17 protein-coding genes are annotated in these 21400 nt (G+C 36.3%); 1 reads left to right on the top strand and 16 read right to left on the bottom strand.

What is annotated here, in order from left to right; all coding sequences use genetic code 11:
* Nucleotides 1-166 precede the first annotated feature (166 nt).
* Complete coding sequence (locus DN408_RS07565) at nucleotides 167-352, top strand: hypothetical protein (protein ID WP_000461142.1); 186 nt, start codon at nucleotides 167-169, stop codon at nucleotides 350-352.
* 525 nt (nucleotides 353-877) lie between these two features.
* On the opposite strand, the gene DN408_RS07560 is transcribed toward DN408_RS07565, so the two are convergent.
* The 16 genes from DN408_RS07560 to DN408_RS07485 all read right to left on the bottom strand — a co-directional run bounded on the left by DN408_RS07560 (nucleotide 878) and on the right by DN408_RS07485 (nucleotide 21392).
* Nucleotides 878-1921 (bottom strand): choloylglycine hydrolase family protein, encoded by a 1044-nt coding sequence (locus DN408_RS07560; RefSeq protein WP_147740040.1) that lies wholly within the window; start codon nucleotides 1919-1921, stop codon nucleotides 878-880.
* A 342-nt stretch (nucleotides 1922-2263) separates the two neighbouring features.
* The gene (gene mutL, locus DN408_RS07555; RefSeq protein ID WP_078178535.1) at nucleotides 2264-4207 is read right to left on the bottom strand and encodes a DNA mismatch repair endonuclease MutL; all 1944 of its coding nucleotides are present in this window, start codon (nucleotides 4205-4207) and stop codon (nucleotides 2264-2266) included.
* An 8-nt stretch (nucleotides 4208-4215) separates the two neighbouring features.
* A complete protein-coding gene (gene mutS, locus DN408_RS07550) occupies nucleotides 4216-6888 on the bottom strand; it encodes a DNA mismatch repair protein MutS (RefSeq protein WP_002128699.1) in 2673 nt (890 codons plus the stop codon).
* Between the two features lie 180 nt (nucleotides 6889-7068).
* Nucleotides 7069-7611 carry an outer spore coat protein CotE gene (gene cotE / locus DN408_RS07545; protein ID WP_002014610.1) on the bottom strand — a complete coding sequence of 181 codons (543 nt, stop codon included), beginning with the start codon at nucleotides 7609-7611 and terminating at the stop codon, nucleotides 7069-7071.
* Nucleotides 7612-7739: 128 nt separating this feature from the next.
* Nucleotides 7740-8171: a YlbF/YmcA family competence regulator gene (locus DN408_RS07540; protein ID WP_002033698.1), complete on the bottom strand. Its 432-nt coding sequence runs from the start codon at nucleotides 8169-8171 to the stop codon at nucleotides 7740-7742.
* 3 nt (nucleotides 8172-8174) lie between these two features.
* Nucleotides 8175-9704 carry a tRNA (N6-isopentenyl adenosine(37)-C2)-methylthiotransferase MiaB gene (gene miaB / locus DN408_RS07535; RefSeq protein WP_002128700.1) on the bottom strand — a complete coding sequence of 510 codons (1530 nt, stop codon included), beginning with the start codon at nucleotides 9702-9704 and terminating at the stop codon, nucleotides 8175-8177.
* A gap of 433 nt (nucleotides 9705-10137) precedes the next feature.
* Nucleotides 10138-11004, bottom strand: coding sequence for a 2-oxoacid:ferredoxin oxidoreductase subunit beta (locus tag DN408_RS07530; RefSeq protein ID WP_002088040.1), 867 nt, complete (start codon nucleotides 11002-11004; stop codon nucleotides 10138-10140).
* The gene (locus DN408_RS07525) at nucleotides 10991-12748 is read right to left on the bottom strand and encodes a 2-oxoacid:acceptor oxidoreductase subunit alpha (RefSeq protein ID WP_002014603.1); all 1758 of its coding nucleotides are present in this window, start codon (nucleotides 12746-12748) and stop codon (nucleotides 10991-10993) included. The genes DN408_RS07530 and DN408_RS07525 overlap by 14 nt, the downstream gene beginning before the upstream one ends.
* Before the next feature lie 227 nt (nucleotides 12749-12975).
* A complete protein-coding gene (locus DN408_RS07520) occupies nucleotides 12976-13899 on the bottom strand; it encodes a dipeptidase (RefSeq protein ID WP_078178534.1) in 924 nt (307 codons plus the stop codon).
* 59 nt (nucleotides 13900-13958) lie between these two features.
* Nucleotides 13959-14219: a stage V sporulation protein SpoVS gene (gene spoVS, locus DN408_RS07515; protein ID WP_000404341.1), complete on the bottom strand. Its 261-nt coding sequence runs from the start codon at nucleotides 14217-14219 to the stop codon at nucleotides 13959-13961.
* A gap of 149 nt (nucleotides 14220-14368) precedes the next feature.
* Complete coding sequence (locus DN408_RS07510; RefSeq protein WP_002014601.1) at nucleotides 14369-15163, bottom strand: TIGR00282 family metallophosphoesterase; 795 nt, start codon at nucleotides 15161-15163, stop codon at nucleotides 14369-14371.
* A gap of 179 nt (nucleotides 15164-15342) precedes the next feature.
* Nucleotides 15343-16908, bottom strand: coding sequence for a ribonuclease Y (gene rny, locus DN408_RS07505; RefSeq protein WP_002014600.1), 1566 nt, complete (start codon nucleotides 16906-16908; stop codon nucleotides 15343-15345).
* Nucleotides 16909-17391: 483 nt separating this feature from the next.
* Nucleotides 17392-18423: a recombinase RecA gene (gene recA / locus DN408_RS07500; RefSeq protein WP_002014599.1), complete on the bottom strand. Its 1032-nt coding sequence runs from the start codon at nucleotides 18421-18423 to the stop codon at nucleotides 17392-17394.
* Nucleotides 18424-18564: 141 nt separating this feature from the next.
* A complete protein-coding gene (locus tag DN408_RS07495; protein WP_078178533.1) occupies nucleotides 18565-19803 on the bottom strand; it encodes a competence/damage-inducible protein A in 1239 nt (412 codons plus the stop codon).
* Nucleotides 19804-19823: 20 nt separating this feature from the next.
* The gene (gene pgsA / locus DN408_RS07490; RefSeq protein WP_002014596.1) at nucleotides 19824-20402 is read right to left on the bottom strand and encodes a CDP-diacylglycerol--glycerol-3-phosphate 3-phosphatidyltransferase; all 579 of its coding nucleotides are present in this window, start codon (nucleotides 20400-20402) and stop codon (nucleotides 19824-19826) included.
* Nucleotides 20403-20465: 63 nt separating this feature from the next.
* Nucleotides 20466-21392: a helix-turn-helix domain-containing protein gene (locus DN408_RS07485; protein WP_016127442.1), complete on the bottom strand. Its 927-nt coding sequence runs from the start codon at nucleotides 21390-21392 to the stop codon at nucleotides 20466-20468.
* Nucleotides 21393-21400 lie beyond the last annotated feature (8 nt).

Raw genomic sequence — 21400 nt, 5'->3', positions numbered from 1 at the left:
AAAGAAATCATTATAATATATTTCTCACATTGTTTTCCTTTGAAATATTTCAGTAGTTACGTAATTAAATTCCATTAACCTATATAAATAACTAGTCCAAAAAAAATCTATATGCATATCATGTTATAGTAAAGAATTCAGGAAATCCTAAAAAGGAGGCATTTTCATGTTTGAAGATAAATCTAAAATAAATTACCCATATGAATTTACTGAAACTACAACAGTCCCTCTAAAAAACCCCATCAATAAAACTTTCAAAAACGGCTCTGGTACACATAACTTCCCAATTAAAAAGCATTATAAAGAGCAGGTTTTATATACTGAAAAAATTAATAATAATAAAAATAAATAACTGTATAGATCCTTATAACAATTAACCAAATAAGAATCTATATTTGGCCATGCATAGTTATGTGTTTAATAATGTAGAAATCCTTATTATACAATTTACGTACCTTTAAAAAGTGCTGATATACGGCGCTTTTTTATACATAGATAATAGAAGCACAAAAAAGGTATGGATATTTTCCACACCTTTTTTGTGCTTTGCTATTTATAAATGGAGTAGTACGTCCATGTTTATTTTACCTAATAGCACTTTAATGGGCCTTCTAGAAGAAATAAAAGCTAGTTTAATGAAAAAATAAGTTTCTTAGCCAATGCACCTGCCCCTACCAGCAGAATTTTACTGGTAGGAGTCATTGGATTGAATTTATATAATACCTTGAATATTTTGCGTCTATTTTTTCTTAAGGGGTATTTATTCGGGTTACTTATTAGATTATCAATTATATTCCTTCCGATTCCTACTTTTTATAGGTCATTATTGCTCTATTATATATATTTGAAAATTTACTAAGCGTTGTTTCAAAGCTACTTAGTTTTCATAAAATATTTTTTGTTTCCGTTGGAACGGATAGGCTTTAATCTCATCTGTATCTAAATTTTCATGAAATAAATGAATGGCTATAATTTGTCTACAATCGTCATCTGTATCTAAATTTTCATGAAATAAATGAATGGCTATAATTTGTCTACAATCGTAAGTATGATAATAATATGTTCCGGACTCCATACACATTACGCTTGTATAAATGGTATTATCTAATGCACCTTCTTCTGTTATTACTCCGCCTTTAGGAACCTCGCAATTTGATAAGATATGAAAAAGGGCCGATACTCCCTCTTCTTCACTATCTATACCTTGAATGTTTTGTTTGCCATATGCTGCTCGCACAAACCTTGATGGCGGGGTGAAATCCCCTGGAAGTCCCATTGAACCTGAGCCCTGACCAAAAGCACTTAATGGTACATTACTCCACTCTGTTGGCGCGAATGGCTGCGATTTAAGGCCAATATATTGTCTTAAATTTTGTAAATGCCAACTAAACTCCGGACTATTCGTCATCACTCCTAGTGGGTTGTCATACATTTTTAATCCTTCATTTGTTGGCTCCAGTACAATGCAATCTCCCCATTTATCCGCTAAAATCCAATGGAGTGGCGGCGTAAGTCCTAAATCCGGTAATGGTATATCCAAAAAGGTAATGCTATCTACAGATTTCTTTAACTCTTTGACAGAATTGAATTGTGTGAGACTCCAAGTCACAAAATCAAATGGAGCCAAATTCGTTTTGTTATTATCTATACTTTTACTATAAGTAGCGAATCCTGGAAAATAGAGTGTTGCACATGTCATACCTGCTTCATTTACTCCGTCCGCCATAATGACCCTTCCTTGATGATTAATCCCCATTCCGACCGTAGCATGTTTCGTATTAATGATTTCACCAGTTATATTATTCCACTGGTAATGTCTAGGAATGATTATTACTTCTTGATTCAAATCTAATGTAAAATCCATCGTTCTTGCAAAAAGGTGCTGACCGTTTTTTGTCTGTAATGTCAAACTAGTACACATAAAGAACACCCCATTTTATGGTTTTATATACACTTTACATAATTCTGATAAATCTGTAAATTAAAACCCCTTTCCTTACAAAAAAATGAGGAAGCACATATAAATTACAAATAGGTTATCTCTAGTTTATAAATGAATTTTTAAAATATAGTTGCAAAAGAATTATATTAAAAAGGAGCGACTTGTTACTATCGCTCCTTTTTATTTCTCTCAATATTTTATTAAAATAACTGTAGAGAACATTGCTATTACATATTTATTTTAACACATATAAATAATACTAGGCACTTTCAAACCGCTTCAAATAACTAGGAACGAACTTTTTCTCTTTGGACATTAATCCTACATAACCCTCTTAAACATCTTCTCCAACTCATAAGTAGAATGATGCACCAGAATCGGTCTTCCATGCGGACATGTGTATGGATTTGTTGTTGTACGTAGTTCTTCGAGTAAAGCGAATATTTGATCGTTCGTTAAATATTGATTTGCTTTAATTGAAGCTTTACAGCTCATCATAATCGCTGCTTCTTCGCGTAGTTTTTTTATGTCTACTTTTTTCAGTTTTACGACTTGCTCCATCATCTCATCAATGATTTCTGTTTCTTGTCCTTTCGGGAACCACGTTGGATGCGAACGAACGATAAAGGATTGATGGCCAAACTGCTCTAAAAATAGTCCGACTTTTTTTAGTTCTTCTAACTGCTCTTCGACACGTAAAAATTCGGTAAGAGATAAATCTATGCGGTACGGTACAAGTAATTCTTGTACTTCTTGCGTAACTCGTCCCACTTTATCACGGAAATATTCATAATTGATGCGCTCCTGCGCAGCATGCTGATCAATCATATATAGCCCGTTATCATTTTGAGCGAAAATATATGTTCCGTGCATCTGTCCAATTGGATAAAGTGGTGGTAAATCGTTACCGTTCATTTCAATCTCTTTTATTTCGTGAACTTCGTCTTCCAATTCCTCTAATTCAAAATCGTCATCGTTGCTAGTCCATTCCTTTTCCTCTCGAACCGTTTGTTCTATTACCGGCTTAGAGGATGGCTGCCAGCTTTGCTCTTCTCTTACTAGTGACTGTGGTGGTTGCCATTCTTGCTTCGGCGGTTGCCACAGTTGTGCTGGTTGTTTTACAGTCGTTGTTTCTTCTTGTTTCTCATCCATTCCTGTTGGTAAAACGATGTTAGGCATAGATGATTCTCTCGGTTTTGTATGCTCAAACTTGAACTGTTCTTGCACACTTTCATCTTTTTCTTTTTTCCTCGTTGTTACACCAGCATCTGGAATGAGTTGTATTTTTTTGAATGCAGCTTGCAATGTTTCTTCGATAAGCTTTAGCAATTCTTGTTCTTTACTAAAGCGTACTTCTAATTTTGCTGGATGTACGTTGACATCAACAAGCATTGGATCCATTTCAATTGATAAGAAGCCGATTGGGTATCGTCCGATTGGCAATAACGTATGATATCCTTGCTGAATGGCTTTCATTAATACGAAATTTCGAACGTAACGGCCATTTACAATCGTTGACATATAGTTACGCGACGCTCTCGTTACTTCTGGTAATGTTACATATCCTTTAATTGTAAAGTCTAGAGATTCAGCTTCAATCGGAATAAGCTTCTTCGCAACTTGAATGCTGTAAATCGATGCAAGTACTTGTCTTACATCACCATTCCCTGATGTATGAAGCAATTTCTTTTCATTATGAAACAGTTTTAACGATACTTCTGGATGAGACATTGCAATACGATACACGATATCTGTAATGTTCCCAAGCTCTGTATGAATAGTTTTCATATATTTAAGACGCGCTGGTGTATTAAAAAATAAGTTTTGTACAGTAATATCTGTTCCTTTTCGGCTTGCCGTTTTCTCTTGTTTTATAATGTCTCCACCTTTAATACTAAGGTGTGTACCAGGCGCATCACCTGTGCTCGTAATTAATTCTAATTCACTCACTGAGGCAATACTCGGCAGGGCCTCTCCGCGGAAACCGAGCGTTCTTATACGAAATAAATCATTTTCATCTTTAATTTTACTCGTTGCGTGTCGTTCAAATGCAACGATACAATCTTCTTCAGCAATACCATCTCCATTATCGATGATGCGAATCTTCGATAATCCAGCTTCTTCTAAGTGGATTTCAATAGATGTACTATTCGCATCGATGGAATTTTCCACGAGTTCTTTTACAACTGAGGCCGGGCGCTCTACTACTTCCCCTGCCGCAATTAAGTTAGAGAGTTGATCATCGAGTTTGCGAATTTTCCCCATCTACTTACTCATCCTTTCTTTAACTTTTTCTGTAAACGATACAGTTCATTCATCGCTTCTAAAGGCGTCATATCGAGTAAATCAATCTTTTTAATTTGTGCAAGTACTGCCGTTTCTTTTGGATTTAGCACAGGCTTGTCTTGATTTTTCGAAGACTGTTCTCCTCCAAAGAAAGATAGTTGTGAATCTTCTTCAGTCTCTTCTTTCTTTTCTTGTATTTCTGCTGGTTCTTCTTTTACAACAACTGGTTCTGGAGCGACTTCTGGCACTTTCACTTCTACTCGTTTCGGAATAACAATTTCTTCCTGTCCTTCTAGTTGTGCTAACACTTCTTTCGCGCGAGCGATTAAGCTCTCTGGAAGCTCGGCAAGTTGAGCAACGTGAATTCCGTAACTTTTATCAGCCGCTCCATCTTGAATTTTATGAAGGAAAACTACTTTTCCATTCTCTTCAATTGCTGAAACATGTACATTCTTTAGTTGGTCTAAACTTTCTTCTAACACTGTTAATTCATGATAATGTGTAGAGAATAATGTTTTCGCACCAATTTGGTCATGAATATGTTCAATGATTGCTTGCGCAAGTGCCATACCATCATACGTGGATGTACCGCGTCCAATTTCATCGAATAAAATTAAACTTCTCTCTGATGCATTTGCAATTGCATTTTTCGCTTCTAACATTTCAACCATAAATGTACTTTGACCTGAGATTAAATCATCCGCTGCACCAATTCTCGTAAAGATTTGATCGAAGACAGGTAATACTGCTTCTGTCGCTGGTACAAAACAACCAATTTGTGACATAACAGTAACAAGTGCTAATTGTCTCATATACGTACTTTTACCAGACATGTTCGGTCCTGTAATTAAAAAGACATCCATCTTCTCCGGCATAATACAATCATTCGGTACATACAATTTCCCGTTCAATACTTTTTCAACGACAGGATGACGACCATCTTTAATAAAGATTTCGCGCTTATTTGTTAAAACAGGTTTTACAAACTGCTCTTCTTCACTAACTGTCGCAAAGCTTTGCAGTACGTCTAGTTCACTAATTACTTTCGCTAAATGCTGTAATTTCGGAATGAATACTTTTACTTCTTCGCGAAGTGCTGTAAATAAATCGTATTCTAATTGTACAATTTTCTCTTCTGCTTCTAAGATTAATGTTTCTTTTTCTTTTAGCTCATCTGTTATGAAACGCTCTGCATTTGCAAGTGTTTGTTTACGCTCATAGCGCCCTTCTGGAAGTGCTGCAAGATTAGCCTTCGTCACTTCAATATAGTAGCCGAAAATACGGTTGTACCCAATTTTTAATGATTTAACCCCTGTAATATCACGCTCTCGTTTTTCAAGCTCAGCAATCCACGTTTTTCCGTTTTTACTAACGTAACGATATTGATCAAGCTTATCATTATAGCCATCTTTAATAATATCTCCATCTTTAATAGAAAGCGGTGGGTTTTCTTGAATACTTCTTCCTAGTAATTCAGTTAAGCTCTCACATGGATCTGCACCTTGAATTAACCTTGCTGCATAAGCATTATCTAAAAGACTAATCGCTTCTAAAATAGCTGGTACTTGCAGTAAAGAACGTCTTAATTGTAATAAGTCCCGTGCATTTACATTACCAAATGCAACTTTCCCTGCTAAACGCTCTAAATCATATACTTCTTTTAACTTTTCTTTTAAATCTTCACGTAAGAAGTAATCATTTACAAACGTTTCAACCATTTCTAAACGCTCTTCAACTTTTTCTTTCTGGATAAGCGGACGTTCCATCCACTGTTTTAACATACGCCCACCCATAGCCGTTTTTGTTTTGTCTAATAGCCATAATAATGAGCCTGTCTTTTCCTTCGTGCGAAGAGTCTCTGTTAACTCTAAATTACGTTTTGAATGCACATCAATTTTCATAAATTGATTCGTGTAATAAATTTCTACTGGTTGCAAGTGATCTAACGAACGTTTTTGTGTTCTTATCACATAGTTAAATAAGCGTCCAATTGCTTTAATTAATTTTGCTTGGGAAACACTTTTCACAAGATGTTCTAATCCTTCTGGAATAGTTGTTGCATCTTCATACGAAATCGTCATTTTTAATGTTTCAGTTAACTTATTTAATTCATCTTTTGAAAATGTAGAATCTACAACAATTTCTTTTGAACCAGTCGCATACACTTCTAATAAAATATCTTCTACTGAACCAGTTAATAACGTCACTGTATTTTGTCCAGTCGTTAAGTCATTACAAGCTAGCGCATAAGATCCATCTTCGAAATGTGTTAATGCTGCTAAGAAGTTATTCTCCTTCTCGTCTATTGTACGCCCTTCCATCATCGTTCCTGGCGTAATTAGTTGTACTACTTCACGACGTACTACACCTTTAGCTGTTTTTGGGTCTTCCACTTGCTCACAAACAGCTACTTTATATCCTTTTTCAACAAGTTGTTCAATATAATTTTTAGCTGCATGATGCGGTACACCACACATCGGTATACGTTCACTACTACCACCATCTCGGCTCGTTAATGTAATTTCAAGTTCATGAGCTGCTTTAACCGCATCTTCAAAGAACATTTCATAAAAATCACCTAATCGGAAAAATAAAAAGGCATCTTGATAGTCTGCCTTAACCTTTAAGTATTGCTGTATCATAGGCGTATATTGCGTCATGTCTTTCCTCCATAATTCTTACATAATAATCTATATTCATATATGTCACACTTCACGGACATCCATATCTCCTATTCCAGGAGTCTCTCCTCATTATAGCACATTTCATAAGGAATCATGTTCATGCAGAACCACTTATGTACTGTAAAAAGCTAGGAAGAACTTCTCCCTAGCTTTCTCTTACTCTTCTTCTGCATCGACGATAAAGTTCGGATCTAATTCTTCAAACTCATCATCATCGACTTGGAAATCCTCGTCTGATTCTACGCAACCTTCAGGATTTACACTTACACAAATTTTCGTTTCCCCAACTACTTCTGTTACAAATTCACGTTCTACCGTCACAACAATTTTATTACCATTTGGCGATACAAGAGCTTCTAAACAATTTGGCGGCTGAATTACACGAGCGATAATTTCTAAATCGTCACCAGAGAAGTTTTTATCACGATACCCAATACTTACTTCATCATTGTAGTTAACACGTTCTGTTACAACTTCAGTCTTTGTGTTTCCATCAAATGAATACCAAGTGTTTACATCATAGAAACCTTCAATTTCCACATGTTTTCCATTCTTTCTCGCTTCGTACGAATGGTTAATTACCCAGCACCCTAAAATACTTGTTGGCTCATTATTCGATTCACATGTATGCGTTGACTTTGTATACTTACGTCCTTTTCCAACCACTGCTTTTGTAATAATCTCTCTAAATTCGGACATTCGTAACCCTCCTCAATCACTATTCACTTAATCATATGCGTGACAATAGCGGAATGTGTCATTCTTTTTTTTGAGAAGAATTTCCGATATAACCCACTAAAAAAAAGAGATGTCAATAAGACATCTCTTTAACAACCACAATTTCCTTTTTTACTTTCTACTGCTGCACCAGTTTCGCCCTTCAACACATCGCCGCCAGTTGAAACTAATATTTCATCTGTTACATTGTTAGAAATGGTACTAGCAACTAGCTGTAGTAAGTCATTTACATATGTTTGTGAAGATTTAAACTCCTGTACAACTGGGATATTATCTAACTTATCTTGAAGTGCATCAATTTCAGCTTCTACTTTTTTCAAAGCTTCCCATTTCCCATAATGTTGCAAGTTTACTGCTTGTTTTTGCAAAGCTTTTATTTCATCAATTGCTCGCTTTACATTTTCATTTTTATGAATTTGTGCTTCTGCTCGCTTAAAGAAATCGACTTCTTCTGTTTCAGAGATCATTTTTGCTAATTCTTTCGCTTGCTCAACAATTTCATCTTTCGTATATACTTTCATCTATTATTTCACCTCAATCGGCTCCTTAACCAATTCCCCGTTAAGAGACCAAGTTTTTGCTTCCGTTATTTTTACTTTCACAAGCTGACCAATTAAAGATTTTGAAGCAACAAAGTTTACAAGTTTATTCGTACGTGTATATCCCGCAAGTACTTCAGGATTATTCTTACTTTCTCCCTCAACTAATACTTCTACAATTTGACCTATATAACACTTATTCTTATTAACTGCATATTCATTCACTAGTGTATTTAAGCGTTGTAATCGCTCTTTCTTCACTTCCATCGGAACATTATCTTGCATTTTTGCAGCTGGTGTACCTTCACGCGGAGAATAAATAAATGTAAATGCCGTATCAAATCCTACTTCACGATATAACGACATCGTCTCTTCAAACTGCTCATCCGTTTCATTTGGGAAACCAACGATAATATCAGTCGTTAGCACTGCATTCGGAATTGTTTCTTTAATTTTTCGTACAAGCTCTAAATAGTGTTCTCGCGAATATTTACGCGCCATAATTTTAAGCATATCTGTACTACCAGATTGAACCGGTAAGTGGATATGTTCTACTAGGTTACCACCTTTTCCAAGAACATCAATTAAATGATTGTCAAAATCACGTGGATGACTTGTTGTAAAACGAATACGCGCGATATCGATTTTACGAAGTTCATCCATTAAATCGCCAAGACCATATTGTATATCTTCAAAGTCTTTACCGTATGCGTTTACGTTTTGTCCAAGTAACGTAATTTCTTTATAACCGTTCGCAGCTAAATGGCGAATTTCTTTAATAATATCTTCTGGACGTCTGCTGCGCTCTTTTCCGCGTGTATACGGTACAATACAATATGTACAAAACTTATCACAGCCATACATAATATTTACCCAAGCTTTAATATCACCACGACGTACTTTCGGAAGGTTTTCAATTACATCCCCTTCTTTTGACCAAACTTCAACTACCGTCTCTTTTGAGAACATTGCGTCCTTTAGAATATACGGTAATCTATGAATATTGTGTGTACCAAACACCATATCTACATGCTGATTTTTTTGCATAATTTTATTTACAACAGATTCCTCTTGAGACATACAACCACATACACCAATTATAAGATCCGGATTTCTTCGCTTTAATGATTTTAAATGACCAAGTTCACCGAACACTTTATTTTCAGCATTTTCACGAATTGCACAAGTATTTAATAAAATTACATCTGCCTCTTCAGTTGAAAAGGTTGGCTCATATCCAAGTGTTGTAAAAATCCCAGCCATTACTTCTGTATCATGCTCATTCATTTGACAGCCATATGTACGAATGTAAAACTTTCTTCCTGCGCCAAAATTGCGAAACTCTTCAGGTAGGCCAAAATCTCTTTCAATTTTAACTTCTTCTTTCCCACGCTTTTTCGCCAATTTCAAGGAAGGTGGTTGGTATACACTTTCAAAGTATTTACTATAATCTTTCTCTTCTTTTTTCGTAGAGGAATTTGCTTGTCGACTTGCTAATCGTTGTTGCTCGTTCATCGGTAATCTCCTTTCACCCTTAACTATACACACACTCTGTAGTCCATTTTAATGCGCTTAGACCCATCTCAATGATGTTAGATAGCATGAGAGATAACTTGCCCTTTGAAACTTGAGTAATCGATCTAATCATCCGTAAGAATGAAGTCTTCCCCACACAAATAGACATTCCCTTTTTTTTATTTCATCTTGTCCTACCCAAAAGTATATTGCTTTATCCCTATACACATTATCATAGTATAGAGCCTTTAGCCAACTTTAACGAAGAAGGCTTCTTATCCTATATTTCATTTCACAGTTAATGAACATGCTATTTTTATACAACGATTTATATATTATTTTATCATTCTGAATTTTCTAAGTAAACAAATCTATTAATTATTTTTATTCACTCAAAAAGAAGGTTACCAAGCGGCAACCTTCTCTCCGATCATTACATAAATTCAGCAACAAGCTCATCAAACATTTTCTGATCCATATTCAAATCAGCTTGCACTAAAGGTTTTTCACTATAGTCTTTTACAAGCTCTTGGTAAGAAGGCTGCTTTGTGTTTTGATAAATTAAACCTGTTACTAACCCGTTCTTTTCCATTAATGTTTGCATAGCCATCATGCGGTTAGATGGATCATATCCTTCTACTGTACTTAGTTTCGTTAAATTCTCTTTAAACCAATCATAAGTATTTACTTTATTATAAGTAACACATGGACTAAATACATTAATTAATGAAAAGCCTTTATGGTTAATACCAGCTTCAATAATTTGCGTTAATTCTTTTAAATCACTTGAAAAGCTTTGCGCCACAAATGTCGCACCAGCTGTTAAAGCCATTTCCATAACATTTAGTGATGGTTCAATTGAACCTTGTGGTGTACTTTTCGTTTTAAATCCAGCTTCACTACGTGGTGAAGTTTGACCTTTTGTTAATCCGTAAATTTGGTTATCCATTACGATGTACGTAATATCAATGTTACGACGAATAGAATGGATTGTATGTCCCATACCAATCGCAAAACCATCACCGTCACCACCGGATGCAATAACTGTTAAATCACGATTTGCCATTTTCACACCTTGTGCAATTGGAAGAGCACGTCCGTGAATACTATGCAAACCATATGAATTAATATACCCTGAAATACGACCGGAACAGCCGATACCAGAAATAACAGCTAGCTCATCTGGATTTAAACCAACGTTAGCTGCCGCACGCTGAATCGCAGCCTGCACCGAGAAGTCTCCGCAACCTGGGCACCAGTTTGGTTTTACACTGTTACGAAAGTCCTTAAATGTTGCCATTTAATACAACCCCTTTTTTACATTCGTTGTAAATCTCTTTCGGCAAGAATGGATTTCCATCGTATTTTAAAAGACTAGAAATTTTCTCGCCATTGCCAAGATTCATTTTCATAATGTTAGCAAGCTGACCAGTTGCATTGTTTTCTACTACTACAACACGCTTCGCTTTTTTCACAAGTGGATCGATTTCAGCTGTTGGGAACGGATGAATTAAACGTACATGGGCATGGTTTACTTTCATTCCTTCTTGTTCTAAACGCTGCATTGCCTCTTCGATCGCACCACGAGTTGAGTTAAAGCCTACTAACAATACGTCTGCGTCATCATGCTTAGCATTTTTGTAAATAGGGGTATTAAACTGTAAATTCGCCATTTTACGGAAACGTTTGTCCATTTGATCTTTACGATTTAACGCTGATTCAGATGGTTTACCCGTTTCATCATGTTCTACACCTGTAACATGGTGAATACCATTTTTCATACCAGGTAAAACACGTGGTGAAATTCCATCTTCTGTTACTTCATAACGCTTGAAGTATGCTTTATTTTCACGTTCTGGTAATTCTACTTCTAAATCAAGCTTACCACGACGAATTTCCACTTTATCTAACTTAAGTGGTTCTACTGTTTGCTTTCCTAAAGAAAGCTGTAAATCTGTTAAGAAAATAACAGGCACTTGATATTCTTCTGCTAAGTTAAACGCTTCTACAATATCATAGAAAGCTTCTTCAACTGTACTTGGCGCCATTACGATTTTTGGAATTTCACCATGTGTTCCGTAAATCATAGCCATTAAGTCAGACTGCTCTTGTTTTGTTGGTAAGCCCGTACTTGGACCACCGCGTTGTGTATCAATGATAACTAGCGGTGTTTCAGTAATACCTGCTAAACCAATTGCTTCCATCATTAAAGAAAGACCAGGACCAGCAGATGCTGTTAATGTACGAACACCAGCGTAGTTTGCACCGATCGCCATTGTACAAGCTGCGATTTCATCCTCAGTTTGGATTACTGTTCCGCCGACTTTCGGTAACTTTTTAATTAAATATTCCATAATTTCAGATGCAGGTGTGATTGGATATGCAGACATAAAGCGAGCGCCACCAGTTACCGCACCAAATGCGATTGCGTCGTTTCCAATCATAAACATGCGTTTCTTACCGTCAGCTTTTTCAAGCTGCATCATGTTTACTTTCTCACCAAGCAATTCTTTCATGTATTGAGAGCCGCGTTTAATTGCTTCCATATTCTTTTGAACGACTTGCTCTCCTTTACGACCAAAGATTTCTTCAACAACCTCTAAATAAGCTGTTTCGTCTAATCCTAATACCGCACTAGATGCCCCAACAGCAACCATATTTTTCATTAAAGATGTGCCTAATTCTGAAGCGATATCTGTAAACGGTATCACATATAGATTTACATCTGTATTATCAGGTATTGTCGGATTAAATTTCGCATCCGCAACTACAATTCCGCCCGGACGTAGTTCGTGGAAGTTAAAATCAATTGTTTCTTGATCAAAAGCAATTAAAATATCTAAATCATCTGAGATCGCGCGTACTTCTGTTGTACTTACACGAATTTTATTATTTGTATGGCCGCCTTTAATACGTGATGAGAAGTGGCGGTAACCGTATAGGTAATATCCTAATCGGTTTAATGCAATACAGAAGATTTCCCCTGTACTTTCAATTCCTTCACCTTGTTGGCCTCCAACTTTCCATGAAAGTTGACTAATCATCTCCTACACCCCTTTTGGCTGCATTCATTGTAGTGTATTTTTTTACAGTATTAGTTTAGCATTTTTTATGCAAATAAACTACAATGGACGCAAATTATGCCTCTTCTGTTTTCCCTGAATCTTTAGTATAATGCTATTTCGTTTACCATTCTAGTATTAGGTCTTAAAAAAATCAATAAATTCAAGTGAATTTATTTTAACTCTTCCGAATTATTAAAATATAATTTTTAGAACGTTATACAGTCAACAAAATTTTTATACAAAAATCGCTCTACAGTTGATTCATTATACTTTTTACACAGTTGATTAATTATATTTTCATAATCCCTATATACTTCTACACCTACAACAGTTTCTAAAATCCCATCAAAATCAGAACCGAATCCTATATTTTTTTCTCCACCTAATGAACAAATATATTCCACATGCCTTAATATATCTGCTATATTCGCTTGTCTTTCATTCGTTAAAAACTGCGGTACGAAAGTAATACCAATAATGCTATTTTTCTTTATAAGGGCTCTTATTTGTTCATCGGTTAAATTGCGTGGATGCCCACAAAGTTGATAACAGTTTGAATGAGATGCAATTGGGCTTTTAGCAATTTCAATAACATCCCAAAAGCTTCTTTCATTTAAGTGAGACACATCGGTCCATAAATGTAACGTATTAAGTTCTTGTACAACTTGTCTACCAAATGTAGTTAAACCTGCTCCACGTGCCTCTAGCGCTCCATCAGCTAACAGATTGGCATAGTTCCATGTCAATCCAAAGGAACGTACACCTAAGCGATAAAACAAACGTAATTTCATCGCTTCTTTTCCAATTGCTTCGCATCCTTCTAATGTTAATAATGCTCCAATCTCGTCCTGTTTTAGCATGTTAATATCGTTTTTTGTCTGAATAAACTTCATTCCTGGTAGCGATAGAATTTCATTATGAAAAATATCTATCATTTGCAGCGCAACTTCAAAACGCTTTTCATACGCTACTGTTTCTGGTATATATATAGCAAAGCATTGTATACTTCCTTTTCTTTTCATTAATTGTTCAAATGTAATATGTAATTGTGAATCGTTTTGAAAGTCTTTTTTTCCCTTTGCACTCCATAACTGAAAGAGTACATCGCAATGTGCATCAAAAATTTTCATTTTCATTCCTCCATTACAAAAACAACCTGTTTGCATACATGCAAACAGGTTGTTTCAACTTAACGAGGTTCTACAATTAATTTTATCGCTGTACGCTCTTCACCATCAATCATAATATCTGTAAACGCTGGGATACAAATCAAGTCCAAACCGCTAGGCGCTACAAATCCTCTTGCAATTGCTACTGCCTTTACCGCTTGGTTTAATGCACCTGCACCAATAGCTTGAATTTCTGCTGTTCCGCGTTCGCGAATAACACCTGCAAGTGCACCAGCTACAGAATTAGGGACCGACGTTGCTTTAACTTTTAATATTTCCATTCCGCGTTTCCTCCTCGTTTCTATAAAAAGTAATAGCAATTATTTCACTTTAACTTATATTCACGAGGAATGGCACGTATTCCTGCTAAATTTCTGTAATTTTTCTAAAAAATTAAAATATAACGAATTCTCTAACTTTTTGTTAAAAATCAGTCAAAAAATGGCTGGTCATCATTAATTAAAATGCGCTCAATTTTCTTTGCTTTCCCTGTATTAGGATCCACATCAATTAACACTGCACTTAATTGTGTTCTACCATTCGTCACTTCAAAACGCACTGGTAAGTTCGTTAAAAACTTCTTCAATACCGCTTCGCGATCCATACCTAAAATCCCATCATATGGGCCTGTCATACCAACATCTGTAATATAAGCTGTTCCGCTTGGTAAAATACGATTATCAGCTGTAGGAACGTGTGTATGTGTACCTACTACCGCTGTAGCACGACCGTCTACATACCAACCTAACGCCTGCTTCTCACTTGTTGTTTCAGCATGAAAATCAACAAAGATAATGTTTGTACGTTTTTTTGCAATACTGATTAACTCATCCACTTTACGAAATGGACAATCAATTGGAGGAAGGAAAGTACGTCCTTGTAAGTTAATAACTGCAACTTCTGTTCCATTACAATTTACAAAGATAAGCCCTTTTCCCGGCGTTCCTTCTGGGAAGTTAGCTGGTCTTGCAAGATATTTTGCATCATCGATAAATTCAAATACTTCACGGTTATCCCAAGCGTGGTTTCCAAGCGTAACCGCTTGTGCCCCGCACTCTAAAAAGTTTCGATATATTTTTTCAGTAATTCCACGTCCACCCGCAGCATTTTCTCCATTAATAATTGTTACTGTCGGTGTATATTTCTTCTTTAATGCCGGTACGTACTGTTGAATCATGTCTCTACCAGGAGATCCTACTACATCCCCAACAAATAATATTCTCATATGTCTTACCCTTTCTATGTACTACATTTTTTATTACCATACTATAACCTTAAAGCTATTTCCTTACAACAGTTACAATTTATCTATTATAAGTTTCTTTCACTTGCATACTGCTCATAAATAATTTTCTTTATTTTACCCAATTCCAACACAAAAAAATAAAGTGGTGTTTCACCACTTTATTTTGCGTATTCCACTGCACGTGTTTCACGAATAACAGTTACTTTAATATGTCCTGGATAATCCAGTTCATTTTCAATACGTTTTCGAATATCACGAGCTAAACGATGAGCTTCTAAATCATCAATTGTATCTGGTTTTACCAGAATACGAACTTCACGTCCTGCTTGAATTGCGAAAGATTTTTCTACGCCTTCATAAGACTCTGAAATTTCTTCTAACTTTTCAAGACGACGAATGTAATTCTCAAGCGTTTCACTACGAGCTCCCGGTCTTGCAGCTGATAATGCATCTGCTGCAGCAACTAGAACTGCAATGATAGAAGTTGGTTCTGTGTCACCATGGTGAGATGCGATACTGTTTATTACAACAGGATGCTCTTTATATTTCGTTGCGAGTTCAACACCAATTTCAACGTGGCTACCTTCTACTTCATGATCGATTGCTTTTCCGATATCATGTAATAGACCAGCACGTCTTGCTAGTTTTTCATCCTCACCAAGCTCCGCTGCCATAAGTCCAGTTAAGTATGCAACTTCCATAGAGTGTTTTAAGACGTTTTGTCCGTAACTTGTACGGTATTTTAAACGACCTAAAATTTTAATTAAATCTGGATGTAAGCCATGAACACCCACTTCAAACGTTGTTTGCTCTCCGACTTCACGAATATACTCGTCCACTTCACGTCTTGATTTTTCGACCATCTCTTCAATACGCGCTGGGTGAATACGTCCGTCCTGTACTAGTTTATCAAGAGCGATACGAGCTGTTTCACGACGAATCGGGTCAAATCCTGATAGAATTACAGCTTCTGGTGTATCATCGATAATAAGGTCAATACCTGTTAACGTTTCTAACGTACGAATGTTACGACCTTCACGTCCGATAATACGTCCCTTCATTTCGTCATTTGGAAGATTTACAACCGAAACGGTTGTTTCAGCAACATGATCAGCTGCACATCTTTGCATTGCAAGAGATAAAATCTCTTTTGCCTTCTTATCCGCTTCTTCTTTCGCGCGAACTTCACTTTCTTTTACCATAACGGCAATTTCATGAGAAACTTCACTTTCCACTTTACCAAGAATAATTGCTTTCGCTTGTTCGCGGGTCAGATTGGAAATGCGCTCTAATTCTGTTTGTTGCTTTTGAACTAACTCTCCCACTTTGCTTTCCAACTCTTCAATCTGTTGTTGTTTCGCTACAAGAGATTCCTCTTTCTTTTCTAACTGTCGCTCGCGGTTATCGAGCGTTTCGTCTTTACGATCAAGGTTCTCTTCTTTTTGCATTAAACGATTTTCTTGTTTTTGTAATTCGCTTCTACGGTCACGAATTTCTAATTCAGCTTCTGTACGAAGTGTATGAATTTCATCCTTTGCTTCTAAAAGCGCTTCTTTCTTAAGTGCTTCAGCATCACGATTCGCTTCGTCTAGAATACGTTTTGCTTCATTAGCTGCACCATTAATCTTCGCTTCAGCAATAGACTTTCGAACAAAAAAGCCAACAACTGCACCGACTGTTGCAAGCAAAATGGAGATGAGTATCCAAACTGTACTACTACTCATGATTTCACCTCCCCTTGCTATGAATGAAAAAAGACTGTCGGCATGTACATTGAATTACAACGTACAGCAAAGACCGTCGTCCCGCTTTTTTAAGGGACTTTCTTCATTTCACAATTAAAATGTCATATTATTATTTCGGCAAGATTTAAGTCTTACTCCGAATATTACTTCTCTTCTTGAGAAGAGTATATCGTATATAAGAAAAAATATACATTCTCATTGTATCTATCGCAATTTTCATTGTCAAGCGTTGTCTACTTTTACTTTCTTTACCTTCAGCCCTGAATCTTATATGGATTAAAAAAACAGACGGCATATTATCCTGGAAAACCTTAGAAAATCCCAATTCATTCACTTAAAATATATGAATATTCCCCTTTACACATAGCCTTTTGGATAGAATAAATATTTTATCTCCAGCTATATACAACGCTTTCATAGTGGATTAAAAAATAAAAGACACGGGACCGTGTCTTTTATTTTTTAATCTTGACGAGTTGAATCTTCCGTGTCTTCAACACCAGAGTTTTCACCAATTCCGTGATGTTCACGAACAAAGAAGGCAATTTCTTCTCTTAAATCCGTATTCTCTTTTAAGAATTGCTTCGAATTTTCACGACCTTGTCCTAAGCGTTCTTCATTATAAGAGTACCAAGCACCGCTCTTTTGAACGATATCAAGTTCAGAAGCCATATCTAAGATTTCACCTTCTCTTGAAATACCTTCTCCGTACATAATATCAACTTCAGCAACACGGAATGGCGGTGCTACTTTATTTTTAACTACTTTTACTTTCGTTTTATTACCAACAATATCGTTACCTTGCTTTAACTGCTCAGCACGACGTACTTCAAGACGGACAGTTGAATAGAATTTCAACGCACGACCACCTGGAGTTGTTTCTGGGTTCCCGAACATAACCCCAACTTTTTCACGAATTTGGTTGATAAAGATTGCGATTGTTTTTGATTTGTTGATTGCACCTGAAAGTTTACGAAGTGCTTGTGACATTAAACGTGCTTGTAAACCAACGTGAGAGTCACCCATGTCCCCTTCGATCTCAGCTTTCGGTACAAGAGCTGCCACAGAGTCAATTACGATAATATCAACCGCTCCACTTCGTACAAGTGCTTCTGCGATTTCTAGTCCTTGCTCCCCTGTATCAGGCTGTGATAATAGTAATTCATCTATGTTAACACCTAATTTTTGTGCATATACAGGATCCATTGCATGCTCCGCATCAATGAACGCTGCTTGTCCACCTTGACGCTGTACTTCCGCGATTGCGTGTAATGAAACTGTTGTTTTACCTGAACTTTCAGGTCCATAAATTTCAATAACACGGCCACGTGGGTATCCGCCTACCCCTAGTGCCACATCAAGTGCTAAAGAACCACTTGAAATTGTAGAAATTCTACGCTCCGCTTGTTCTCCTAATTTCATAATTGAACCTTTACCGAATTGCTTCTCTATTTGTTTTAACGCCATATCTAATGCCGCTTGACGATCGCTCATTCAAAATTCCTCCTTAACTAAATTGCTAATCTTATTATACCTATTTTCAATTCAATTTGCCAACAAAAATCGAACATTTATTCGTTTTTTTATTTTATATCGAATAAAACTAGGTTTTCCAACAAAAAAACTAGAAGAAATTTATATCTCTTCTAGCTTTTTAAATAAATGATAAAATCCATATTTTGTAGAGCGTTCTCTAATTTGTTGACGACTTCCACTTAAATTAAGCGAGAAGACTACAGCTGGTTCATCTTTAATCACCAATCCAATAAATACTGTTCCTGGTTCTTTATGCTCTGAAGCATCCGGTCCTGCCACCCCAGTGAAACTAATTCCGATATCTGCATTTAACAGTTCCTTTACATTTTCAGCAAGATAGCGAGCACACTGTTTACTAACCGCGCCATCAGTACGTAACACTTCTTCAGGTACATGTAAAATTTGTTGCTTCACATCATTTTGATAACAAATGACACCGCCTTTAAATACAGATGAAACACCAGCATTTTCTGTTACTTGATTTCCAAAAAGACCACCTGTTAAACTTTCTGCACACGCTAAAGTTAACCCTTTTTCCTTCAATAGCCTTATTGCCTTGTAATGAAGGAAATCTTGGTCATATCCGTAGAAAAATTCTCCTACTCTTTCTAAAATCAAATCTTCCACATGCTGAATCAGTTTCTCCGCCTCATCAGCATCATGATGTTTGGCAGTTAAACGTAATGTCACTTCGCCATCATTTGCAAGTGGTGCAATGGTTGGGTTCGTTTGTCCATCAATTAAATCTTGAACTTTCACCTCTAATTGAGATTCCCCAATACCAAAAAAACGAAGAACACGAGAATAAATATTTTCCCCCGTTGTAAACTTACATAAAAAAGGCTCTACGTAACTTATATACATCGGCTTCATTTCTTTTGGTGGTCCTGGTAATAAAATATAAACTTTTCCGTTCGTATTTAATCCCATACCAGGCGCCATACCGTGATCATTCGCAAATACAGTCGATCCATTTAAAACGAGCGCCTGCTTTTTATTATTCTCCGTAAATTCACGGCCTGTACGCTTAAAATAATCGCTTATCGATGTTAATGCCTTTTCATCATACACAAGCTCTTCATCTAAACTAGACGCTATTGTTTCTTTCGTTAAATCATCTTTTGTCGGTCCTAATCCACCTGTAAAAATGAGCATATCAGCTCGTTCTTCAGCCAATTCAATTGCCTTCTGTAATCGCTTGTTATTATCCCCAACAACAGTATGGTAGTACACGTTAATTCCGATTGAAGCTAACTTTTCAGATAAAAACTGGGCATTTGTATTTGCAATTTGTCCAAGTAATAATTCCGTTCCAACCGCAATAATTTCAGCATTCATCCCAATTCCCCCATAAACTTCTATTTTGAGTTTACAAAAGCATCTTTATTTTTCCAGAAATAATCCCATCCTGAAATAACGGTAAAGAATAATGCAATCCATATGAAAATATCTGCAACTGGAATATGAAGTAGATTTAACGGTACATCATGTAATAAGTATGCTGCAATCGCAATAATTTGTGTCCATGTCTTAATTTTCCCTAGCTGATTTGCTGCAACTACTTCTCCTGTCCCAGCAAGTACAAGGCGTAAACCTGTTACTGCAAACTCACGGCTTATAATTACAATAACGATCCAAGCAGGTACATATTGCATTTCTACCAATGTGATAAGTGCTGCCGAAACAAGTAATTTATCTGCTAACGGGTCAAGGAATTTCCCTAAATTCGTTACAAGATTATACTTTCTTGCATAATGTCCATCAATCCAATCTGTAGCCGAAGCAATAATAAAGATAAGTGCCCCTACTAAATGTTGAATTGGTAACTCTACATCACCAATTATAAATGAGCCCCACTCAAAGGGCGCTAACATAATTACCATAAAAATTGGAATTAAGAAGATTCTAGATATTGTAATTTTATTTGGTAAATTCACAGCTATTCCTCCATCATGTCAAAAACATTTGTTCATTGAAAAAAGTCATCGAAGCGATGACTGTTATTGCGCAGCTTGCCCTATCCCTTGGTTTTTTATCACCAATCTTTGGTGATATTCTTTTGCTGGATCTAATGGGAAAGTAACCACTTGGCCATTCAGTTTAATTTCAACATTCGGTGCACTTCCAATATTAAGCCGCACTTCTTTTACTGTTGATAAATCACGTTTTTCTGTTTGACCACTTTGTACTGTAGTGTTTAGAATTTCGTTACCCGCATCATCTTTAACATCTACATAGCTTGCACCCTTCGCTGAAATTTCCAGTTCTAATGTTTTATTATTATGAATTTCCAAAGTAGATACCTTACCACTTGTTCCAACTACCTTCACTTCTTGTTGTCCAGTTGGTTGCGCTGGTTGCTCTTCTTTCTTTGGTTCTTCTTTCTTTGGTTCTTCTTTTTTTGGTTCTTCTTTTTTTGGTTCTTCCGCTTTCGCTTCATCTTTCTTCGTATCTAACGGAGAATTTTTTGCTTTTTGAACCTCAATTTTCTCACTTTGAGCATTTGGAACTTGCCTATCATCTTTTCCAGTTAACGCTTGAATAACAAACCAGACTACCACTCCAAATGCGATTACTAACAACGCAATCAAAATTTTGGGCATATGATCCGCAATTGGCCATGATGAAGATTTTTGCATTGTTTCTTGTGTTTTTTGTCCAGTTGATACTTGTGGAACTTCACGTTTTTCAGACTGTGGTATCGTACTCTGATATTCCACAAGCAGTTCCTCTCCATTTAATCCAACAGCATCTGCATATTGTTTAATGAATGCACGCGCATAAAAAGCTCCTGGCAACACATCATAATTGCCTTCTTCAATCGCTACTAAATGGCGTTTTTGAATTTTTGTAATCTCATGCAGCTGATCAATAGATAAGCCTTTCGCTTCTCTTGCTTCTGTCAGCTTTTGTCCTAATTCCGTCACTACTAACA

It is taken from the genome of Bacillus sp. AR13-1, assembly GCF_008042285.1.
In the GTDB taxonomy this organism is placed as follows: Bacteria; Bacillota; Bacilli; order Bacillales; family Bacillaceae_G; genus Bacillus_A; species Bacillus_A mycoides.
This window is presented reverse-complemented; position numbering and strand designations above follow the sequence as displayed.

Coding starts and splice junctions, on each gene's coding strand:
- DN408_RS07540 (WP_002033698.1), bottom strand. CDS start 8,171: ATGAAAGTATATACGAAAGATGAAATTGTTGAGCAAGCGAAAGAATTA.
- DN408_RS07565 (WP_000461142.1), top strand. CDS start 167: ATGTTTGAAGATAAATCTAAAATAAATTACCCATATGAATTTACTGAA.
- mutL (WP_078178535.1), bottom strand. CDS start 4,207: ATGGGGAAAATTCGCAAACTCGATGATCAACTCTCTAACTTAATTGCG.
- DN408_RS07510 (WP_002014601.1), bottom strand. CDS start 15,163: ATGAGAATATTATTTGTTGGGGATGTAGTAGGATCTCCTGGTAGAGAC.
- rny (WP_002014600.1), bottom strand. CDS start 16,908: ATGAGTAGTAGTACAGTTTGGATACTCATCTCCATTTTGCTTGCAACA.
- recA (WP_002014599.1), bottom strand. CDS start 18,423: ATGAGCGATCGTCAAGCGGCATTAGATATGGCGTTAAAACAAATAGAG.
- DN408_RS07520 (WP_078178534.1), bottom strand. CDS start 13,899: ATGAAAATTTTTGATGCACATTGCGATGTACTCTTTCAGTTATGGAGT.
- DN408_RS07495 (WP_078178533.1), bottom strand. CDS start 19,803: ATGAATGCTGAAATTATTGCGGTTGGAACGGAATTATTACTTGGACAA.
- DN408_RS07530 (WP_002088040.1), bottom strand. CDS start 11,004: ATGGCAACATTTAAGGACTTTCGTAACAGTGTAAAACCAAACTGGTGC.
- mutS (WP_002128699.1), bottom strand. CDS start 6,888: ATGACGCAATATACGCCTATGATACAGCAATACTTAAAGGTTAAGGCA.
- DN408_RS07560 (WP_147740040.1), bottom strand. CDS start 1,921: ATGTGTACTAGTTTGACATTACAGACAAAAAACGGTCAGCACCTTTTT.
- miaB (WP_002128700.1), bottom strand. CDS start 9,704: ATGAACGAGCAACAACGATTAGCAAGTCGACAAGCAAATTCCTCTACG.
- cotE (WP_002014610.1), bottom strand. CDS start 7,611: ATGTCCGAATTTAGAGAGATTATTACAAAAGCAGTGGTTGGAAAAGGA.
- DN408_RS07525 (WP_002014603.1), bottom strand. CDS start 12,748: ATGATTAGTCAACTTTCATGGAAAGTTGGAGGCCAACAAGGTGAAGGA.
- spoVS (WP_000404341.1), bottom strand. CDS start 14,219: ATGGAAATATTAAAAGTTAAAGCAACGTCGGTCCCTAATTCTGTAGCT.